Annotated in this window: 12 protein-coding genes; 9 read left to right on the forward strand and 3 right to left on the reverse strand. The window is 73.4% G+C overall.

Going from position 1 to position 18,990, the window contains the following annotated elements; genetic code table 11:
* Window positions 1–136: 136 nt before the first annotated feature.
* The 4 genes from ACFZCP_RS00250 (at window position 137) to ACFZCP_RS00265 (ending at window position 8,314) form a co-directional block, all read left to right on the forward strand.
* Window positions 137–2,830 (forward strand): protein kinase, encoded by a 2,694-nt coding sequence (locus ACFZCP_RS00250; protein ID WP_391422676.1) that lies wholly within the window; start codon window positions 137–139, stop codon window positions 2,828–2,830.
* A gap of 149 nt (window positions 2,831–2,979) precedes the next feature.
* Window positions 2,980–4,689 (forward strand): protein kinase, encoded by a 1,710-nt coding sequence (locus ACFZCP_RS00255; RefSeq protein ID WP_391422678.1) that lies wholly within the window; start codon window positions 2,980–2,982, stop codon window positions 4,687–4,689.
* An 86-nt stretch (window positions 4,690–4,775) separates the two neighbouring features.
* Window positions 4,776–6,473 (forward strand): protein kinase, encoded by a 1,698-nt coding sequence (locus tag ACFZCP_RS00260; RefSeq protein WP_391422680.1) that lies wholly within the window; start codon window positions 4,776–4,778, stop codon window positions 6,471–6,473.
* Window positions 6,474–6,637: 164 nt separating this feature from the next.
* Window positions 6,638–8,314: a protein kinase gene (locus ACFZCP_RS00265; RefSeq protein ID WP_391423662.1), complete on the forward strand. Its 1,677-nt coding sequence runs from the start codon at window positions 6,638–6,640 to the stop codon at window positions 8,312–8,314.
* A 124-nt stretch (window positions 8,315–8,438) separates the two neighbouring features.
* Here ACFZCP_RS00265 and ACFZCP_RS00270 read toward each other — a convergent pair whose 3' ends face one another.
* Window positions 8,439–9,374, reverse strand: a complete 936-nt coding sequence (locus ACFZCP_RS00270; protein WP_391422682.1) for a cupin domain-containing protein — start codon at window positions 9,372–9,374, stop codon at window positions 8,439–8,441.
* Between the two features lie 71 nt (window positions 9,375–9,445).
* Between ACFZCP_RS00270 and ACFZCP_RS00275 the strand changes: the two genes are divergently transcribed.
* The 4 genes from ACFZCP_RS00275 to ACFZCP_RS00290 all read left to right on the forward strand — a co-directional run bounded on the left by ACFZCP_RS00275 (window position 9,446) and on the right by ACFZCP_RS00290 (window position 15,144).
* Complete coding sequence (locus ACFZCP_RS00275) at window positions 9,446–10,357, forward strand: MBL fold metallo-hydrolase (RefSeq protein ID WP_391422684.1); 912 nt, start codon at window positions 9,446–9,448, stop codon at window positions 10,355–10,357.
* Between the two features lie 45 nt (window positions 10,358–10,402).
* Complete coding sequence (locus tag ACFZCP_RS00280; RefSeq protein WP_391422686.1) at window positions 10,403–11,548, forward strand: protein kinase; 1,146 nt, start codon at window positions 10,403–10,405, stop codon at window positions 11,546–11,548.
* 127 nt (window positions 11,549–11,675) lie between these two features.
* Window positions 11,676–13,289 (forward strand): succinic semialdehyde dehydrogenase, encoded by a 1,614-nt coding sequence (locus ACFZCP_RS00285; RefSeq protein WP_391422688.1) that lies wholly within the window; start codon window positions 11,676–11,678, stop codon window positions 13,287–13,289.
* Window positions 13,290–13,362: 73 nt separating this feature from the next.
* Window positions 13,363–15,144, forward strand: a complete 1,782-nt coding sequence (locus tag ACFZCP_RS00290; RefSeq protein WP_391422690.1) for a GMC family oxidoreductase N-terminal domain-containing protein — start codon at window positions 13,363–13,365, stop codon at window positions 15,142–15,144.
* 865 nt (window positions 15,145–16,009) lie between these two features.
* Here the strand turns inward: ACFZCP_RS00290 and ACFZCP_RS00295 are convergent.
* The gene (locus ACFZCP_RS00295) at window positions 16,010–16,336 is read right to left on the reverse strand and encodes a chorismate mutase (protein ID WP_391422692.1); all 327 of its coding nucleotides are present in this window, start codon (window positions 16,334–16,336) and stop codon (window positions 16,010–16,012) included.
* A 541-nt stretch (window positions 16,337–16,877) separates the two neighbouring features.
* On the opposite strand from ACFZCP_RS00295, the gene guaA reads away from it, so the two are divergent.
* Window positions 16,878–18,458, forward strand: coding sequence for a glutamine-hydrolyzing GMP synthase (gene guaA / locus ACFZCP_RS00300; protein WP_391422694.1), 1,581 nt, complete (start codon window positions 16,878–16,880; stop codon window positions 18,456–18,458).
* Window positions 18,459–18,476: 18 nt separating this feature from the next.
* Here the strand turns inward: guaA and ACFZCP_RS00305 are convergent, their stop codons facing one another.
* Window positions 18,477–18,944: a pyridoxamine 5'-phosphate oxidase family protein gene (locus ACFZCP_RS00305; RefSeq protein ID WP_391422696.1), complete on the reverse strand. Its 468-nt coding sequence runs from the start codon at window positions 18,942–18,944 to the stop codon at window positions 18,477–18,479.
* Window positions 18,945–18,990: the final 46 nt, after the last annotated feature.

Here is an 18,990-nt window from a genome sequence, read left to right on the forward strand (position 1 = left end):
GGAATCCGTCATCCCCTCAATGCGGCTCGCCTCCGGCACGTATCGTGAATGATTGCGGACCGTACGCAGCGGGATGTGGATACGGAACGGGCCGTAAGGGAACGGATGTGAACGGCAGGCGGCCGGGGGAGGCAACGTGGACGACTATGCGGGCCGGGTGCTCGCCGACCGCTACCGCCTGCCGCTGCCGCCCTCCGACGAGTACGAGCTGACCGAGACCCGGGCCTTCGACACCTACAGCGGCCAGGAAGTGCTGGTCCGTCAGGTGCCGCTGCCCGAGGTCGTCGAGGCCGAGGTGCTCGACGCGGAGGGGCTGCCCGACGGGTTCACCGCCCGTGAGAGCGCGGGCCGCAGGGCCCCGGCGGCCCGTACGGCCACCCGCCGGCCCTCGGACCCGGCGGTGCGGCGCGCCGTCGAGGCCGCGCAGGCGGCGGCCCGCATCCCCGACCATCCCCGCCTGGACCAGGTCTTCGACGTCTTCGCCGAGGGCGGCTCGCTGTGGATCGTCAGCGAGTGGGTGGCGGCGCGCCCGCTGTCCGCACTGCTCGCCGAGCAGCCGCTGTCGCCGTACCGGGCGGCCGAGGTCGCCTCCGATGTCCTCATGGCGCTGCGCGTGCTGCACGCCCACGGCTGGGTGCACCGCAACATCACCGCCCGTACCGTCCTCGTCTGCGACGACGGCCGGGTGATGCTGACCGGCCTCGCGGTCGGCGCGGCGGAGGAGGCGCTGTGCGGGTACGACCCGGTGCCGGCTCCGGACGGGCCGGAGGGTCACGACGGGCCCGCGGGAGCCCTCGGACCGGGCGGCGGGCCCGGTGACGGCACCGGCGGCGGGCAGCAGTTCGACGGCTTCGACGGGCGTGGTGCCCGGGGCGTCGGGGGTCCGGCCGGTGCGGTGAGCGCCGGGGCCCTGGCCGCGGGACCCGCTGCCTCGCCCGATGCCGATGCCGATGCCGATGCCGATGCCGACCCCGAGGCCGCACGACGGGCCGCCATCCGGGCGCGGGCGGCAGGCGGACTGCCGGTGCCGGGCGCGAACGGGCCTTCTGGCGGGCCTGCCGCCCCCGCACCGCAGGGGCGGCAGGCCCTGGAGAGCGGGGAGGACATCCGTGCCGCGCGGGCCGGGGCCATCGCCGCCTACCGGGCGGGGGCCCGGGCCGCCGCCCGGGTCCAGGAGACCGGGCAGAACGGCCGCGCCGCCCTGCCCTCGGCCCGCCCGCCCGCCGAGGGCGACCCCGGTGCCACCCGCGCCGGCGGCACGGGGCAGCAGCCCTACTCCACCGGGCAGGCCACGTCCCCGCCCGGCCGGATAGCCGACCCGTACGGGGTGAGCGGCACGCCGTGGCACGGAGCCTCGCCCCGCACCGGTCCCGGCGCCCCTTCGACCGCGCCCGGCGCCGGGGGACAGCGGCCGGGCCTTGCGGCCGGTGGCAGCCGCCCCGGCACGACGCCCGGCGCCGCTCCGGCCGACCGTGCTGCCGTCGCCCCGGGCCGGACGCCGCAGGTACCCGCGGGGGTGGCTCCCGCGCCTCTCCCCGCCCAGGTGCATCCGGCCTCCCACTGGGACGGACCGGGCGCCGGCGACGCCGTACGCCGGGGGCCGGGCACCGCGCTGGCCGCCGAGCGGGCGCGGCAGGTGCGGATGACCGTGGTGGGGCCGGTGACCGAGCGGTGGGCGCCGGAGCAGGCCGGGCCCGTGCACGAGAACTGGCAGCTGGCGGCCCCGATCGGGCCGGCCACCGACCTGTGGGCCCTCGGCGCCCTGCTCTTCCGGGCCGTGCAGGGACACGCGCCCTACCCCGAGGAGTCCACGGCCGAGCTGGTCCAGCTGGTGTGCGCGGAACCGCCCGCGTTCGCCGAGGAGTGCGGGCCGCTGCGCCCGGTCGTGGAGTCGCTGCTGCGCCAGGACCCGACCGACCGGCTGGACTTCGAAGAGCTGAGCGGGTGGGTGCGTTCACTGGTGCGGTCCGCACCCGAACCGGACGCAGGCACCCATGTCGTCCCCGTTCCGCCCGCCGACCCGAACCGGCTGCCGATCGTCCGGCGCCGCGGCGAGCTGGTGCGGCGGCGGCGCGCCGGGCTGCCCGCGGCCCACGGCCGGCACAAGCGGGCGCGGGAGGGGGAGCGTTCCCCGCGCCGTCTCGGCCGGACGCTGCTCGTGCTGATCCTGCTCCTGCTGGCCGGCGCGGTCGCGTACGCCATGCTGTTCATGCCCAGGCAGGGGGAGAGCGGCGCGGCGGGCAGCGAGCGCACCGGCAGCGCCGGACAGGCGAGCCCCTCCCGCACCCGGCAGCCCACTTCCGGACAGTCCGCGGACGGCACTCCCTCGGCGTCCGCGCCCGCCACCGAGACGCAGACCGGCGGCGGTCCCTCCGTCGCCGACGGGTTCACCCTGCGTACCGACCCGGAGGGCTTCCAGATCGCCGTTGCGAAGGGCTGGGACCGTACGCCCAAGAACGGCAGCGGCCAGGTGGTCTATGCGCACGGAGGCTACGAACTGCTCGTCGTGCCGGGCAGGGACAGCGCCTCGGAGGGCGGCAGCGACCCGATGGTCTACCAGCGGGACAAGGAGCGCGAGCTGCAGCCGTACCGGAACTCCAGCTGGGCCACGGCGACCGGCCTGAGAACCATCACGGTGGGTGGACGGACCATGGCGGAGGGGCAGTTCACCTGGACCGACGGGCAGGGACGCGACCTGTACGTGCGCAACCTGGCGGTTCTGCTGAACGGCCGCTACCACGTGATCCAGGTCCGCGGCCCGGAAGCCGAGCGCGACGAGGTGACGCGGCTGTACGAGCAGGCCACGGCGACGTACCGCTACACGGGTTGAGCGCCCCGTATACGGGGTGACCGGTACTGGCCGATTCCGGCGGCGACAACCGTCACAGTGCTGTCACCTTGGTACCCCCCTGGTTCCCTGTTTGCATACCGGTCCTTAGTCTGACCCTGTCAAGAGCATTGCGGGGCAACGTGAATCAGATGCAGGGCCTGCTGATAGCGGGCCGCTACCGGCTTGTCGATTCCATCGGCAGCGGCGGCATGGGCCGGGTTTGGCGCGCACACGATGAGGTGCTGCACCGAACGGTAGCCATCAAGGAGTTGACCGCTGCGCTCTACGTCTCCGACAGCGACCAGGCGGTCCTGCTCGCCCGCACCCGGGCCGAGGCCCGCGCCGCCGCGCGCATCAACCACTCCGCCGTCGTCACGGTCCACGACGTCCTCGAACACGACGGCCGCCCGTGGATCGTCATGGAGCTGGTCGAGGGCCATTCGCTGGCCGACGCGGTCAAGGAGCGCGGCCGCATCGAGCAGCGGGAGGCCGCCCGGATCGGCCTGTGGGTGCTGCGGGCGCTGGGCGCGGCGCACTCCGCCGGGGTGCTGCACCGGGACGTCAAGCCCGGAAACGTCCTGCTCGGCCGGGACGGCCGGGTTCTGCTCACCGACTTCGGCATCGCCCAGATCGAGGGCGACACCACCATCACCCGCACCGGAGAGGTGGTCGGCTCGGTCGACTACCTCGCGCCCGAGCGGGTGCGCGGCCACGACCCCGGCCCGTCCTCGGACCTGTGGGCGCTCGGCGCCACGCTGTACACGGCGGTCGAGGGCCGCTCGCCCTTCCGCCGCACCTCGCCGCTGAGCACCATGCAGGCGGTCGTCGAGGAGGAGGCGCAGGAGCCCCGGCACGCCGGTCCGCTCGGACCGGTCATCGCCGCCCTGCTGTGCAAGGAGCCCGCCCAGCGGCCGAGCGCCCAGCAGGCGGAGCAGATGCTCGCCGAGGCGGCGGAGGGCCGCCGCCCGTACTCGGCCCAGGAGTTCGTCCCGACCCGGAGCTCGGTCGTGCACACGAGCGGCGACTCCGGCACCCCCGCGTCCGGTCACGGCTCCGCGGACACCACCCCCGGTCACGGACCCGACTCCGCGCCCGGCATGAGCCGTACCGCGACCGGGCCGACGGCCGTGGGGCCCACGCCCGTGGGCCCGTCCGGACCGGCAGGCAGGCGGGCGGGCGGCTCGGGGGCGGCACGGCCCCGGCGCCGGCTGCGCACCCTCGCGCTCGTCGTCGCCTTCGCGGCGGTGCTCGGCGGTGCCGCCGCCATCGCCTACCAGGAGATGAGCGGCGGCTCGGAGCAGAACACCGGGACGAGCGGGGGCGCGAACCCCGCCACGACGTCGCCCTCGGCGAGCAGCGGCGCCACGCCGGGTGCCGACGGGGGCATGCCCGCCTCGTGGAAGCCGTACCACGACCCCTGGGGCTTCACCGTCTATCTGCCCAAGGGCTGGTCGCGGAAGGCCGTCGGCCTTCCCGGCGACATCAGGCAGGTCGACTACTCGCCCGACGGCGGCAAGCACTTCGTGCGCATCGCCATCGACACCAACCCGGACTTCGCCACCCCCCTGGACCACCAGAAGGACCTGGAACAGCAGCTCCAACGGCTCGCCAATTACCACCAGGTGACCATGGAGGAGAACATCTACCGCGACTGCAAGGGCGCGCGGTGGGAGTACACCTGGAACGCGCTGGCCAAGGACCCGCCCTACGTCGCCGGGCCGCGCCACGCCGTCGAGGAGACGTACTTCTCGCGGGAGGGCGCCGAGTACGCGATCTACATGTCGACTCCGGAGAAGGACTGGGCGAAGACGAGCAAGCAGTTCAAGTGGGTGCTGCAGAGCTGGCAGCAGCCGCAGTAGGCGCACCGGTCGGCGGACCGCAGGAGTGACGCCGGGCGACGACCGGATTTGGAGGACGCCGGCGTCCTCTGGGGCATGATGGGCTCATGGGGACCGAGGGCGCCGACTTCCGGTTGATCGCGGGCCGTTACCGCCTGGAGGCACGCATCGGGCGTGGCGGCATGGGCATCGTGTGGCGGGCGAGCGACCAGGTGCTGGGCCGGCTGGTGGCGGTCAAGGAGCTGGCCCCGGACGATTCCCTCGCGGACGACGACGCCCGTCGCCGCCGTGACCGCAGCTTTCGCGAGGCGCGGGCGGTCGCCCAGCTGCGCGACCCGCACATCATCGTCGTGCACGACGTGATCGAGCACGACGAACGGCCCTACATCGTCATGGAGTTGATCGAGGGCGGCTCGCTCGCTGACCGTATCGCCGCCGACGGCCCGCTCGACGCCGTCCAGGCCGCCCGGATCGGCATCGACCTGCTGAGCGCGCTGCGCACCGCGCACGCCGCCGGGGTGCTGCACCGGGACATCAAACCCGCGAACGTGCTGATCGAGTCCGGCACCGACCGGGTCGTGCTCACCGACTTCGGCATCGCGCAGGTCGCGGGCGCCACCACACTCACGGAGACCGGTTCGTTCGTCGGCTCGCCCGAATACACCGCCCCGGAGCGGATGTCGGGCATGCGCACCGGGCCGGAGTCCGACCTGTGGTCGGTCGGGGCGCTGCTGTGCGCGGTGCTCAGCGGCGAGTCGCCGTTCAGGCGCGACTCGCTCGGCGGCATCCTGCACGCCGTCGTCGCCGCCGAGATCCGGCCACCTGCACAGGCCGAGCCGCTGCTGCCCGTCGTACGGGGCCTGCTGGAGCGCGACCCCGACCGGCGGCTGGGCGGGGTGGAGGCCGAACGGATGCTGCGGACCTTCCTGGAGACGGGCCGCACTCCGGACGCGCCGGGCGCACCGGGCGCCGGCCGCACGCCCGGAAGCGATGACTCCAGGGGCCGTACGCCCACGACCCCCTACACGCCGACCGAGCACGACGTACCGCACCAGTCCCTCGCCGCGCCGGCGCCGACCGCCGAACAGCTCCCGCCAGTAGGCCGGTCCGCGCGCGGTGCGCTGGTCGCCGGGCTGCTCGTGGCCGCGGTGGCCGGGGCGGGCGTCTCCGCGGCGGCCCTGCTGCTGAAGGGCGGCGACGGTGGCGGCGGCACACCGGGCGGTACGGCGACCGGCCCGCCGGCGCGGACGAGCGTCTCGCCGTCCCGGCCGGCCGGGAGCGCCTCGCCCTCCCCGACGGCCACCACGAGCCGCGCGGCCACACCGGGCGGCACACCGGCGGCCTCCCGCACCCACACCGCTCCCTCCGGTTACCGCACCGCCAGGGATCCGGCCGGGTTCTCCCTGGCCGTGCCGCAGGACTTCACCCGTGACCAGCAGGGCGAGCGTGTCTTCTACCTGTCCGCGGGGCAGACCTTCCGCCTCGGCATCAAGGTCGCGACGCCCGAACCGGGCGGCTGCGTCGCGGTGATGAACCGGGCGGCGGCCGACGGACCGGGCACCAACCCCGGCTACCACGACGGCCGGGTCACCGGGACCACGCACGCCGGACATCCGGCCGCGCTCTGGGAGTTCACCTGGGACGGCTTCAGCGCCGCGGAGGGCCCCCGCCACACCTACGACCTGTGCTGGCAGGAGCGCGGGCGGATGTACGACGTGTGGGTGTCGGCACCGGTCGGGAAGGTACGGGAGGCGCGCGAGTACTTCGACGTGGCCGTGGACACCTTCTCGGTCACGGCTTCGTGACCGCTTCGCGTTCGCTGTGGCTCCGGGCGCACATGGCGCGATATGGATGAACCATGAGCAGTGACGGGGGAGTCGGCCGCACGGCGGATCACATGGTGGGCCGCACGGGGGACCACGGCGCGGATCACGGTGCGGATCACCACACGGGTCACACGGCGGGCCACATGGGAGATCACAGCGCGGATCGCACGGCCGACGACACGACGAGTTTTGTTCTGCAACCGCCCCGCCCCGGCTCGACGGGTCCGCGGGAGCCTGCGGCGCCGGTGGCGGAGTCGATACCGGCACCGGCACCGGTAACGCCTGCGCAGGCCCCGCAGCCCCCTGCGGTGCCCGCGCAGGCGGCCCAGGACCCTGGAGCCGGGCGGCTGATAGCCGGTCGGTACCGGCTGCTGGCCAAGCTCGGCCACGGCGGCATGGGCACGGTGTGGCGGGCCAGGGACGAGACGGTGGACCGCGAGGTCGCCGTCAAGGAACCCCGGGTGCCGGACCACCTTCCCGAGCGTGAACGGGCCAACGCCTACGAGCGGATGCGCCGCGAGGCGCGCGCCGCGGCCCGGCTCGACCACCCGGCGGTCGTCGACGTGCATGACGTCGCGGTGGTCGACGACCGGCCGTGGATCGTGATGGAGCTGGTGCACGGACGCTCGCTGGGCGGTGCACTCCAGGAGGGCACGCTGGACGCGCGGGAGGCGGCCCGGATCGGTCTGCAGGTGCTCGGCGCGCTGGAGGCGGCGCACGCGGCGGGAGTCCTGCACCGGGACGTGAAGCCGGACAACGTGCTGCTGGGCCGGTACGACCGGGTCGTCCTCACGGACTTCGGCATCGCGCAGATCGAGGGCGAGACGAACCTGACCGAGACCGGCGGCTTCGTCGGCTCGCCCGAGTACATCGCGCCGGAACGCGTGCTGGGCCGGCGGCCCGGCCCGGCGAGCGATCTGTGGTCCCTGGGCGTGGTCCTCTACACGGCCACCGAGGGCGTCTCCCCGTTCCGCCGCAGCAACACCCCGGCCACCCTCCAGTCCGTCCTCCACGCGACCCCGGCCGCGCCCGCCGCCGCACGGGGCCCGCTGGCCGACGCCATCAACAGCCTGCTCCACAAGGACCCCGCCCGGCGCCCGACGGCGGCGCAGGTCAGGGCCCTGCTGGAGGCGGCCGTGAACCCTCCGGCGCCGGAGCCCACCCAGCGCGTGCAGGTCACCGCACCCGTCGGCCGTTCCCGGCGCCCGGGCCGCAAGGCCTGGGTGGCCATGGGGGCGGCCGTGGTCGCGGCCGCCGCGGCCGGATACCTGGTCCTCGCGGACCCCTTCGCCGGCCCGCTGCCGGACGGCTGGGCGAAGCGGGCGGACGCCCGGCTGGGTGTCACCCTCGCCGTCCCCGCGACCTACCAGGCCGGCCACCCGGACAAGGACGCCACCGACCGGACCTGGGTGTCGTACACGGACTGGAGCGGCGGCATCTCGATCGTCCTGGACCTGACCCGGAAGTCGGACGACTCGCTGAACGACATCAAGAGCAACGCGGTGGCCCAGATGCGGGCCGACGACGAGAAGTTCAAGACCGAGGGCGAGTACCAACTCGACATGCCCAAGGGTGCGAAGACGCACCCGGACGACAACGCCGAGTACCACGGCAGGCAGGCCGCGAAGAACACCGTCGCCTACACGACCGAGGACAGCCAGAACCCGCGCCCCCGCGAAGTCCAGATCTTCTACTACCGGAGCAAGTCCGGTGACCTGTACCGGCTCACCGTCGGCTATCCGGGCAAGGGCGACTTCACGGCCCGGGGCCGCGAGGTGGCCGAGTCGGCCATCGCCAACCTGGACATCAGCAAGCCGTGATGACGGTGGCCGCGGTGGCGGTCGCGGGTCTGGGGATCAGGACGCCGTGACGATCGTTGCGGTGGCGGTCGCGGGTCTGGAGATCTGCAGGCCGTGGCGGAGGCGGCGGTCGTGGATCTGGACCTCAGGAAGCCGTGACGGCGGGGCGGGCGGCCCGGGCCCGCTCCCGGTACCGGCCGGGCGTCGTCCCGAACTCCCGGCTGAAGGCGTGCGAGAGGGCGTACGGACTGCCGTAGCCGGCCTCCCGGGCCACCGTGGCCAGCGGTACGTCCGAGTCGCGCAGGCGGGTGGCCGCGAGGGTCAGCCGCCACCAGGTGAGGTAGGCCATCGGCGGGCGGCCGACGAGGGCGGTGAAGCGGCGGGCCAGGGTGGCGCGGGAGACGCCCGCCTCCGAGGCCAGGCGGTCGGCCGTCCAGGGGGCCGCGGGGTCGGTGTGCAGGGCGCGCAGCGCGGCCGATGTCGCCGGGTCGCTCAGGGCCGCCGGCCACACGCCGGCCGACGCCTGCGTCGTCCAGGCCCGGATCATGTAGATCAGCAGGAGGTCCAGCAGGCCCGGCAGGGCGAGCGCCGACCCCGGCCCGGTGCCGGTCAGCTCCCTGGCGAGGAGGTCCACCGCGGCACGCAGTTCGGGATGCGCCCCCGTCCGGTTGCGCAGGTGCACCGTCTCCGGCAGCTCCGCCGTCAAGGGATGCGCCCGGCTGTGGTCCAGTCGGTACTTGCCGCACAGCAGCTCCACCTCGGGTCCGCCCCCGGGGAGCCGTACGTCCGTGTCCCGCACCTCCTCGAACGGCACCGCACGCCGCGCCTCGGCGGGCGCCGCCCCGGCGTGCGCCAGCACGTGTCCGGCCCCGCGCGGCAGCAGTACGACGTCGCCCGTGCCCAGGTCCACCGGATCACCGCCGCCCTGTGGCAGCAGCCGGCAGGCGCCGCCGAGAACGACATGGAATCCCGCGCCGTCGTACGGCGCCAGCCGCACGCACCAGCGGCCGCTCACCCGGAGCCTGGTCGAGGAGGGCCGGCCCACCCGGATCGCGGAGATCGCATCGCTCACCACATCCATGAGACGTCAGCGTATTCGCTCGCGCCGGACGAGCATTGGGATGCTCATCCCGGACTTCTACGGTCGATGTCATGACGGAAGAAACCGTGCAGAGGTTCATGATCGGGGACGTCGAGGTCCACCGTGTCGTCGAGTGGCAGGGACCGTTCGCGCCGGCCCGGCAGCTCGTCCCGGACTGCGGTCCGCAGGTGTGGAAGGAGCACGAGGAACACCTCGTGCCCGGCCACTGGGAGCCCGGCGCCGACCTGGCCGTGTCCGCGCTCCAGACCTGGGTGGTGCGCAGCGCCGGGCGGACGGTCCTGGTCGACACCGGCGTGGGCAGCGGGCGGGAACGGCCCGGGAGCCCCATGTTCCACCGGCGCCGGGGCGACCTGCCGGGGCGGCTGCGGCAGGCCGGCGTGGACCCGGGGGACGTCGACGTGGTGGTGAACACCCACATCCACGCCGATCACGTCGGCTGGAACACCCAGGACGACGACGGCTCATGGGTACCCACCTTTCCGCGCGCCCGTTACCTCCTTCCGGCCCCGGACGACCACCATTTCGGGCCCGGGGGCGGCTACGGCGGCGGAGCGCGCGTGGACGACCGGCTGGTCTACGAGGACAGCGTCGCGCCCGTGCACCGCGCCGGGCAGGCCGTGGTGTGGGACGGCGAGTACCGCATCGACGAGCATCTCGTCCTGGAGGCCGCCCCCGGCCACACCCCGGGATCCTCCGTGCTGCGCCTCGCATCGCGCGGCGAGCGGGCCGTGTTCGTCGGTGACCTGCTGCACAGTCCGGTGCAGATCCTGCGCCCCGAGTGCAGCAGCTGCTTCTGCCTCGACCCGCGGCAGGCGGCCGGGACCCGGCAGCGGGTGCTGGAACGCGCCGCCGACGAGCGCGCCCTGGTCGTCCCCGCCCACTTCGGCGGCGGAGGCGCCGTGGAGGTGCGCAAGAGGCATGCGGGACACGGGGGATTCAGTCTGCACCGGTGGGCCGCGTGACCGTCCGCTTCGACAAGGGCATGGTGCGCACGGTACTCATGTGACATGAGTGCAGACGGCGAACTCCCGCCCGACGGACGTCTGATCGGCGGGCGCTACCGGCTGGTCGAACGCATCGGGTCCGGCCCGACCGGCACCGTCTGGCGCGCCACGGACGAGCGGGGGAAGGGGCAGGTCGCCGTCAAGGAGCCCGCGCTGCCCGCCGATCCGGCCGACGACGAGGAGAGCCGGCGCGTCGCACACCGGCTCTCCCACGAGGCCCGGGCCGCCGCACGGGTGCACCACCCCTGCGCCGTCACGATCCACGACGTCGTCGGCGAGGACGGAGTCCCGTGGATCGTCATGGAGTTGGTGGAGGGCGAGTCGCTGCGGGAGATCGTTCGGCGCGGCCCGCTCCCGCCCGCCGAGGCCGCCCGGGTCGGGCTCGCGGTCCTCGGCGCGCTGCGGGCCGCGCACGCCGTCGGGATCGTCCACCGGGACGTCAAACCCGCCAACGTCCTCGTCGAGTCCGGGACCGGCAGGGTCGTCCTCACCGACTTCGGGACCGGGCACGGACACACCGAAGAGGCCCCCGCCGCATTCGTCGCCCCGGAGCGGGCCTCGGGTCCCGGCGCCGGGCCGGCCTCCGACCTGTGGTCGCTGGGCGCCCTCCTCGCCGCCGCCGTCGAGGACGCGCAGTCGGGCCCCCTCGGGCCGCTGCTGGCGCGGCTGCTCGCGCGCGAGCCCGAGGCACGGCCGGGCGGGGAGGCGGTCGCTGAGGCGTTGGCGGCCCTCGCCGGCGAGGGCACCGGGCCAGGGGCGGCTCCCGCGTCCGGCGCCGCTCCGGCGAGCCGGTTCGAGCGGGGGGCGGCAGCGGCGTCCGCGCGCGACGGTGCGCCGCGGCCGGGGCGGACGCAGGTGACCGCCCCCCGGCCCCTGCCCCCCGAACCCACCCCCGCCGCCACCTCCACGCCCGCCGCCACCTCCACGCCCGCCGCCACCTCCACGCCCGCCGCCACCTCCACGCCCGCCGCCACCTCCGCGCCCGCCTCCACCTCGACCCCTGTAGCCGTGCCCGCTCCGGCTTCGGCTCCCGCTCCCGCTTCGGCTTCCGCTCCCGCCGAGGCCCCCGCCCCCGCCCCGCAGGCCCGTCGCCGTACCCCCCTCGCCGCGCTCGGTCTCCTTCTCGCGAAAAAACCCGAGGCCGAGTGATCGTCACCCTGCCAAGCCCCTGATCAGCGCATTTGCTGCCAGTGATCACTGGCGTTGTGTGAGCACTCGGTGAATCCCCGTTACCGACGGGTACCCAAAGCTTTCGCCGCGGCATACCCTGCGCGTCATGACGGACTCGCAGGCCCCGGACATCACCGGCACCAACCCCCTCGCGCCCGCCCCCGAGGGCGTCCGCACCGCCGCCGACGTGGTCACCCCCGAGCTGGTGGCCCAGCTGACCAAGGGCGTCGTCGGCTCCGGCCGTACCGCCAACCACACCCCGTTCACCGGCGAGAAGCTGGCAGACCTGCCCGAGTCCACGCCCGAGGACGTCCTCAAGGCCTTCCAGGCCGCCCGCACCGCGCAGGCGGTGTGGGAGAGGACGCCGGTGCGGCAGCGGGCCGCCGTGCTGCTCCGCTTCCACGACCTGGTGCTCGCCCGCCAGGCCGAGGTCCTCGACCTCATCCAGCTGGAGACCGGCAAGGCCCGGCTGCACGCGCACGAGGAGGTGCAGGCCGTCGCCGTCGCGGCCCGCCACTACGGCCGCAAGGCCCCCGCCTACCTGCGACCCAAGCGGCACGCCGGCGCCATGCCGACCCTGACGAAGGTCACCGAACTGCGCCACGCGCGCGGGGTCGTCGGCCAGATCGCGCCCTGGAACTACCCCCTGGAGCTGTCCGTCGGCGACGCGCTGCCCGCCTTCGTCGCCGGCAACGCGGTCGTGATGAAGCCGGACACCGAGACCTGCCTCACGGCGCTGTGGGCGCGCGACCTGCTCATCGAGGCCGGGCTGCCCGCCGACGTCTTCCAGGTCGTGCTCGGCGAGGGCCCGGTCGTCGGCCCGGAGGTCGTCCGGCACGCCGACTACGTCTCCTTCACCGGCTCCACCCGCACCGGCCGCGAGGTCGCCCAGGGCGCCGCCGCCCGCCTCGTCGGCGTCTCCCTCGAACTCGGCGGCAAGAACGCCATGCTGGTGCTCGACGACGCCGACATCGAGAAGGCGGCCGCCGGCGCCGTACGCGCCTGCTTCTCCTCCGCCGGCCAGCTCTGCATCTCCATCGAGCGGCTGTACGTCCACGAGTCCGTCGCCGACGCCTTCCTGGAGCGCTTCGCCGCCCGCACCAGGTCCATGCGGCTCGGCAACTCCCTCGCCTACGGCGCCGACATGGGTTCGCTGGTCGGGGAACGGCAGCTGAAGACCGTCGAACGGCACGTGGAGGAGGCCGTCGCCAAGGGCGCGAAGGTTCTCGCGGGCGGCGTGGCCCGCCCGGACGTCGGCCCGTACTTCTTCGAGCCCACCGTCCTCGACGGCGTCGAGGACTCCATGGCCGTCTGCGAGGAGGAGACCTTCGGACCGGTCGTGTCGATCTACCGCTTCAGGACCGACGACGAGGCGGTCGAGCGCGCCAACTCCACGCCGTACGGCCTGAACGCGTCCGTGTGGACCAAGGACGCCCGCCGCGGCCGTGACGTCGCCTCCCGGCTGCGCACCGGCACGGTCAACGTCAACGAGGGCTACGCGCCCGCCTACGGCAGCGTCCAGTCCCCGATGGGCGGCATGAAGGACTCCGGCCTCGGCCGCCGCCACGGCTCCGAGGGCATCCTCAAGTACACCGAGGCCCAGACGGTGGCCCAGCAGCGGCTGCTGCCGATGGCGCCGTCGCTGGGGATGGACGACGAGAAGTACGCCCGGTTCATGAGCCGCAGTCTCCGGCTCATGAAGGCGTTCCGTTTCAGGTGACCGACCCAGGGGCGCGGGGAACTGCGCGACAGGCCACCACCCACCCGCAGCCGAAACTCAACGAGGAGTGAACGTGCCCCAGGACGCTTACGACTACGACGTCCTCGTCGTCGGGTCAGGCTTCGGCGGATCCGTGTCCGCCCTCCGACTCAGCGAGAAGGGCTACACGGTGGGCGTCCTGGAGGCCGGCCGCCGCTTCGCCCGCGACACGCTCCCGAAGAACTCCTGGGACCTGAAGAACTACCTCTGGGCCCCGAAGCTCGGCATGTTCGGCATCCAGCGCATCCACCTGCTGGGCAATGTGATGGTGCTGGCGGGCGCAGGCGTCGGCGGCGGCTCGCTCAACTACGCCAACACCCTCTACGTCCCGCCGAAGGCCTTCTTCGACGACCCCCAGTGGCGGGACATCACCGACTGGCAGGAGGAGTTGAAGCCGTACTACGACCAGGCGCAGCGCATGCTCGGCGTACGGCTCAACCCGACCATGACGCCCTCCGACGTGCACCTGAAGGCGGCGGCACAGCGGATGGGCGTCGGTGACACCTTCCACCTCGCGCCGGTCGGCGTCTTCTTCGGCGACGGCGCGGACTCCGACGGGACGGCGAAGGCGAAGCCCGGCGGTGAGGTCGCGGACCCGTACTTCGGCGGGGCCGGCCCGGCCCGCAGGGCCTGCACCGAGTGCGGCGAGTGCATGACCGGCTGCCGGCACGGCGCGAAGAACACCCTCAACGAGAACTACCTCCACCTCGCCCAGAAGGCGGGCGCGGTGATCCACCCGATGACGACGGTCGTGTCCGTCACCGACGACTCGCGGGGCGGGTTCGCGGTGGCGACACTGCCGACGGACCGGAAGAAGAAGGGCGAGGGGCGGCTCTTCACCGCACGGCGGATCGTGATCGCGGCCGGGACGTACGGCACCCAGACCCTGCTCCACCGCATGAAGGCCGGCGGGCAACTGCCGTACCTGTCCGCCCGCCTCGGCGACCTGACTCGCACCAACTCGGAGGCGCTGGTCGGCGCGCAGACCGACAACCGCCGCTACCGCAGGGCCACCGGGGAGCCGAAGGCCGACTTCACGCGCGGCGTCGCCATCACGTCCTCGATCCACCCCGACGAGAACACCCACATCGAGCCGGTCCGCTACGGCAAGGGCTCGAACTCGATGGGTGGCCTGTCGATCCTCCAGGTCCCCTACGCCGAGGGCTCCTCGCGCGTCCTGGCCTGGCTGGCGAACGCGGCCCGCCACCCCGTGATGCTCGCCCGCTCCCTGTCCAACCGGCGCTGGTCGGAGCGGACCATCATCGGCCTGGTCATGCAGTCGCTGGACAACTCGCTGACCACGTACCTCAAGCCGTCGGGGGTGGGCAGGGGGCTGCTCACGGCCCGGCAGGGCCACGGCGCGCCCAACCCCAAGCAGATCAAGGCCGCCTCCCAGGCCGCATCGGTCCTCGCCACCGAGATCAACGGCTTCGCGGGCAGCAACGTCGGCGAACTGATGGGAACCCCGCTGACCGCGCACTTCCTGGGCGGCTGCCCCATCGGTGACTCCCCTCGAACGGGCGTGATCGACCCGTTCCACCGCCTCTACGGCCACCCCGGCATCTCGGTGGTGGACGGCGCCGCGGTCTCGGCCAACCTGGGCGTGAACCCCTCGCTGACGATCACCGCGCAGGCCGAGCGGGCCATGTCGTACTGGCCGAACAAGGGCGAGGAGGACCCGCGTCCGGCGCCGGGAGCGGCGTACGAGCGGCTGAAGCCGGTGGAGCCGCGCAACCCGGTGGTCCCCGCGGACGCGTTCGGCGCGCTGAAGCTGCCGTTCCTGGGGATCCCGACGGTGCCGCCGAAGAAGCTGTAGCCGCACCGGCACCGGCGCGGGGGAGCGGAAAGCGACGGCCGGACCGGGAAGAGCGTCGGGTGAGAGAGACGAGTGAAAAGCGACGAGTGACCTGCGTCCCCCTCCGAACGCAGGTCACTCGCTCCTTACCGTCGTCTTGATCCGGCAGCAGGTTTGATCTGTGAGGGCCTCTGACGGTTGCCTCGCCCAGCCCCATTTCTCTGTGAGGTGTGTCACTCATTGCGGCTGTGCCGGGTGCGCCGGGCGTAGCGAGCGAGGCGGGTGAGGCGCACGTGGCGAGCGTGCCGGATGTGGCGGGCGCGCCAGGCGAGGGGGCGTGCCGGGCGAGGCGGGCATGCCGGGTGTGCCTGTGGGGCGCGACGAGCGCGGCGAAAGGGCCCCGCGGGACTTGAGCCGCGGGGCCCTTCTTTCGTCAGCACCGGCGTCAGGGCAGCGCCGGTGCCCGGGAAGCGGCGCAGGGGGGGGTGCGCCGCCGGCTCTGTGGTCTCGACCTCTGGCGGACAGGCGGGTGTGGCAATGCCGTTGCCTGTGCAGGGACTTGGGGGCTTCTACGCATCGTGCTGGATGGCGGAGGCATCCGCAACCGTTTGACCCGGCACTGGTGCATTTTTGCAATTTTCCGCCGGTCGGCCCCGGGCGTCCCCGGAGCCGACCGTTCTCAACGGTGACCGGGCTGCTGTCCCCTGCCGTCCGGTCACTTCCCTGGAGCGAGGTCCCACGACGCACGGCACGACCCGTACGTCTCATCGCTCCAGCGAGCCACGCGTGGTTCTCTCGGACCCGCCCCTGGCTGGCACGGACAACCGTCTCAACGAAGCGGTGCACGGACCGGTCACGCGCCGTACGGGTGAGACCGGGACCGAACTCAGATGCGACCCCGGCACAGCTCCAGCAGGGCCATCGCGAGCGCGGTGCCCGGCTTGCCGAGGGCCTCGCGGTAGCGGCCGAGGATCTCCATCTCGCGGGAGAGGTGCACACGCCGGCCGCCCGAGGCGATACGGGTCTCCTGCACGACGGTGGACACGGCCGTCCGCTCCTGGATGAGGCCGATGATCCGGTCGTCGAGCGCGTCGATGCGCTCACGCGCGTCGGCGATGGTCTGCTCCGCGCCGGTGGCCGTGGTGGCCGTGGTGGCCGTGGTGGCCGTGGTGGCCGTGGTGGCCGTGGTGGTTGCGGTGGTTGCGGTGGCCATGTCGGGGCTCCTCGGGAGGTGATCGGTGCAAGCCCCGGAACGACAGTCCCCGGAAAACGACAGGCGCCCCGGGCCTTGTCGGCCCGGGGCGCCTGGGAAGTCGCTTGGCGTCAGCTCAAGCAGCACGACCATGGCAGCCGGCGGGCCGGTTGCCATAGGTAAAGAAGCGGGTCGTCTGCGTAAGCATGGGCCCAGTATTGCACGACCCCCTGCCCCCTGCCCGCCGACCGCCGACCGCCGCCCCCCCGTCCGCCGTCCGCCGTCCCCCGTCCGCCGAGCCGACCGAGCTGCCCGAGCCACTGGGCCGAGCGGAACCCGGTTCTCCGGTCCCGTCGAGCAGGGCGGGGCGGTTGCTTTTCGGTCGGGCGGGTCGGGCGGGTCCGGTCGGTTCTGGGCCCACCGGGCCGGGGGTGGGGAGGGTGGTGGGCGGGCGGAGGCCGGTCGGTCGGGGGCGGGGCCCCGGGAGGACGGCGAGGGGTCCGACGCCGGCCCCGTTAGAATCGGTAGTACAGACCCCCGCCCCACCGCCGGAAGGCACCCCGTGTCATCAGCGACTCCCGCTGCCGCCACCCCCGACACCGTTCTGGTCGTCGACTTCGGCGCGCAGTACGCCCAGCTCATCGCCCGTCGCGTCCGCGAGGCGCGGGTCTACAGCGAGATCGTGCCGAGCACCATGCCGGTCGCCGAGATGCTCGCCAAGAACCCCGCGGCGATCATCCTCTCCGGCGGCCCCTCGTCCGTGTACGAGGAGGGCGCCCCCCGTCTCGACCGCGCGATCTTCGAGGCCGGCGTCCCCGTCTTCGGCATGTGCTACGGCTTCCAGCTGATGGCGCAGGTCCTCGGCGGCACCGTCGACAACACCGGCGCCCGCGAGTACGGCCGTACCGACCTGCACGTCTCCCGCACGTCCTCCACCCTCTTCGAGGGCACCCCGGCCGAGCAGCACGTGTGGATGTCGCACGGCGACGCCTGCTCCGCCGCCCCCGAGGGCTTCACGGTCACCGCGTCCACGGACGTCGTCCCGGTCGCCGCCTTCGAGGACGACGAGAAGAAGCTCTACGGCGTCCAGTACCACCCCGAGGTCATGCACTCCACGCACGGCCAGCAGGTGCTGGAGCACTTCCTGTACCGCGGCGCGGGCCTGACCCCGTCCTGGACCACGGGCAACGTGATCGAGGAGCAGGTCACCGCGATCCGCGAACAGGTCGGCGACAAGCGCGCGATCTGCGGTCTGTCCGGCGGCGTGGACTCCGCCGTCGCCGCCGCCCTCGTCGCCCGTGCCATCGGCGACCAGCTGACCTGCGTGTACGTCGACCACGGCCTGATGCGCAAGGGCGAGACCGAGCAGGTCGAGAAGGACTTCGTGGCCGCGACCGGCGTCAAGCTGGTCGTCGTGGACGCCGAGGAGCGCTTCCTGACCGCGCTCAAGGGCGTCTCCGAGCCCGAGGAGAAGCGGAAGATCATCGGCCGCGAGTTCATCCGCGTCTTCGAGCAGGCGCAGGCCGAGATCATCGCCGACGAGGGCCCCGCCGTGGAGTTCCTGGTCCAGGGCACCCTCTACCCGGACGTGGTCGAGTCCGGCGGCGGCACCGGCACCGCCAACATCAAGTCGCACCACAACGTCGGCGGCCTCCCCGAGGACCTGGAGTTCCAGCTCATCGAGCCGCTCCGCAAGCTCTTCAAGGACGAGGTCCGCATGGTCGGCCAGGAGCTCGGCCTGCCGGAGGAGATCGTCCAGCGCCAGCCCTTCCCGGGCCCCGGCCTCGGCATCCGCATCGTCGGTGAGGTCACCAAGGAGCGCCTGGACCTGCTCCGGGACGCCGACGCCATCGCCCGGGAGGAACTGACCGCCGCCGGCCTCGACCGGGCCATCTGGCAGTGCCCGGTGGTCCTGCTCGCGGACGTCCGCTCGGTCGGTGTCCAGGGCGACGGCCGCACCTACGGCCACCCGATCGTCCTGCGCCCGGTCTCCTCCGAGGACGCCATGACCGCCGACTGGTCGCGGCTGCCGTACGACGTCCTCGCCCGCATCTCGACCCGGATCACCAACGAGGTCCGGGACGTCAACCGGGTCGTCCTCGACGTGACGTCGAAGCCGCCGGGCACCATCGAGTGGGAGTAGTCCCGCTGCTGGTGAAGGTCACGTCCGCCTGAGAGTGCGCACCGGCTCTCCGGGCTTCCAGACCTGGGCGACCAGATACGTGTCGTCCTCGACGTAGGTCCGTACGACCTCCGTCGGCTCGGTGCGGAAGAGGTGGAACGGCTGCGGCGGTTCCACCTCTTTCACGTACGCCCCCTTCACCGCCGCATCGACGACCTCGAAGGCCCGTCCGGCGACCCGGACGTCCCCGCCGTCCGTCCCGGTGTCCTGCCCGGGGTTGGCCTGGAGCGCGAAGCGCGGGTCACGGAGGAGGTCGAGGGCCTTGAGGGAGTTCGGCATCATGCCGAGCCACAGCTCTCCGTCCAGGAAACGGACCTCCAGAGCGCTGGTGCGCGGGGAGCCGTCCCTGCGCAGGGTCGCGAGGACGTGATGGCGGTGGGCGCCGAAGCGCTCCTCGGCGATCTCCGCCAGTTCGGGTGCTGCGGTGGTGAAGGCTGCCCAGTTCATACGTGCCAGTCTCATCGGCAAACCGGACAACCTCTGTCGTGTATTC

It is taken from the genome of Streptomyces sp. NPDC007971 (assembly GCF_042958635.1).
In the GTDB taxonomy this organism is placed as follows: domain Bacteria; phylum Actinomycetota; class Actinomycetes; order Streptomycetales; family Streptomycetaceae; genus Streptomyces.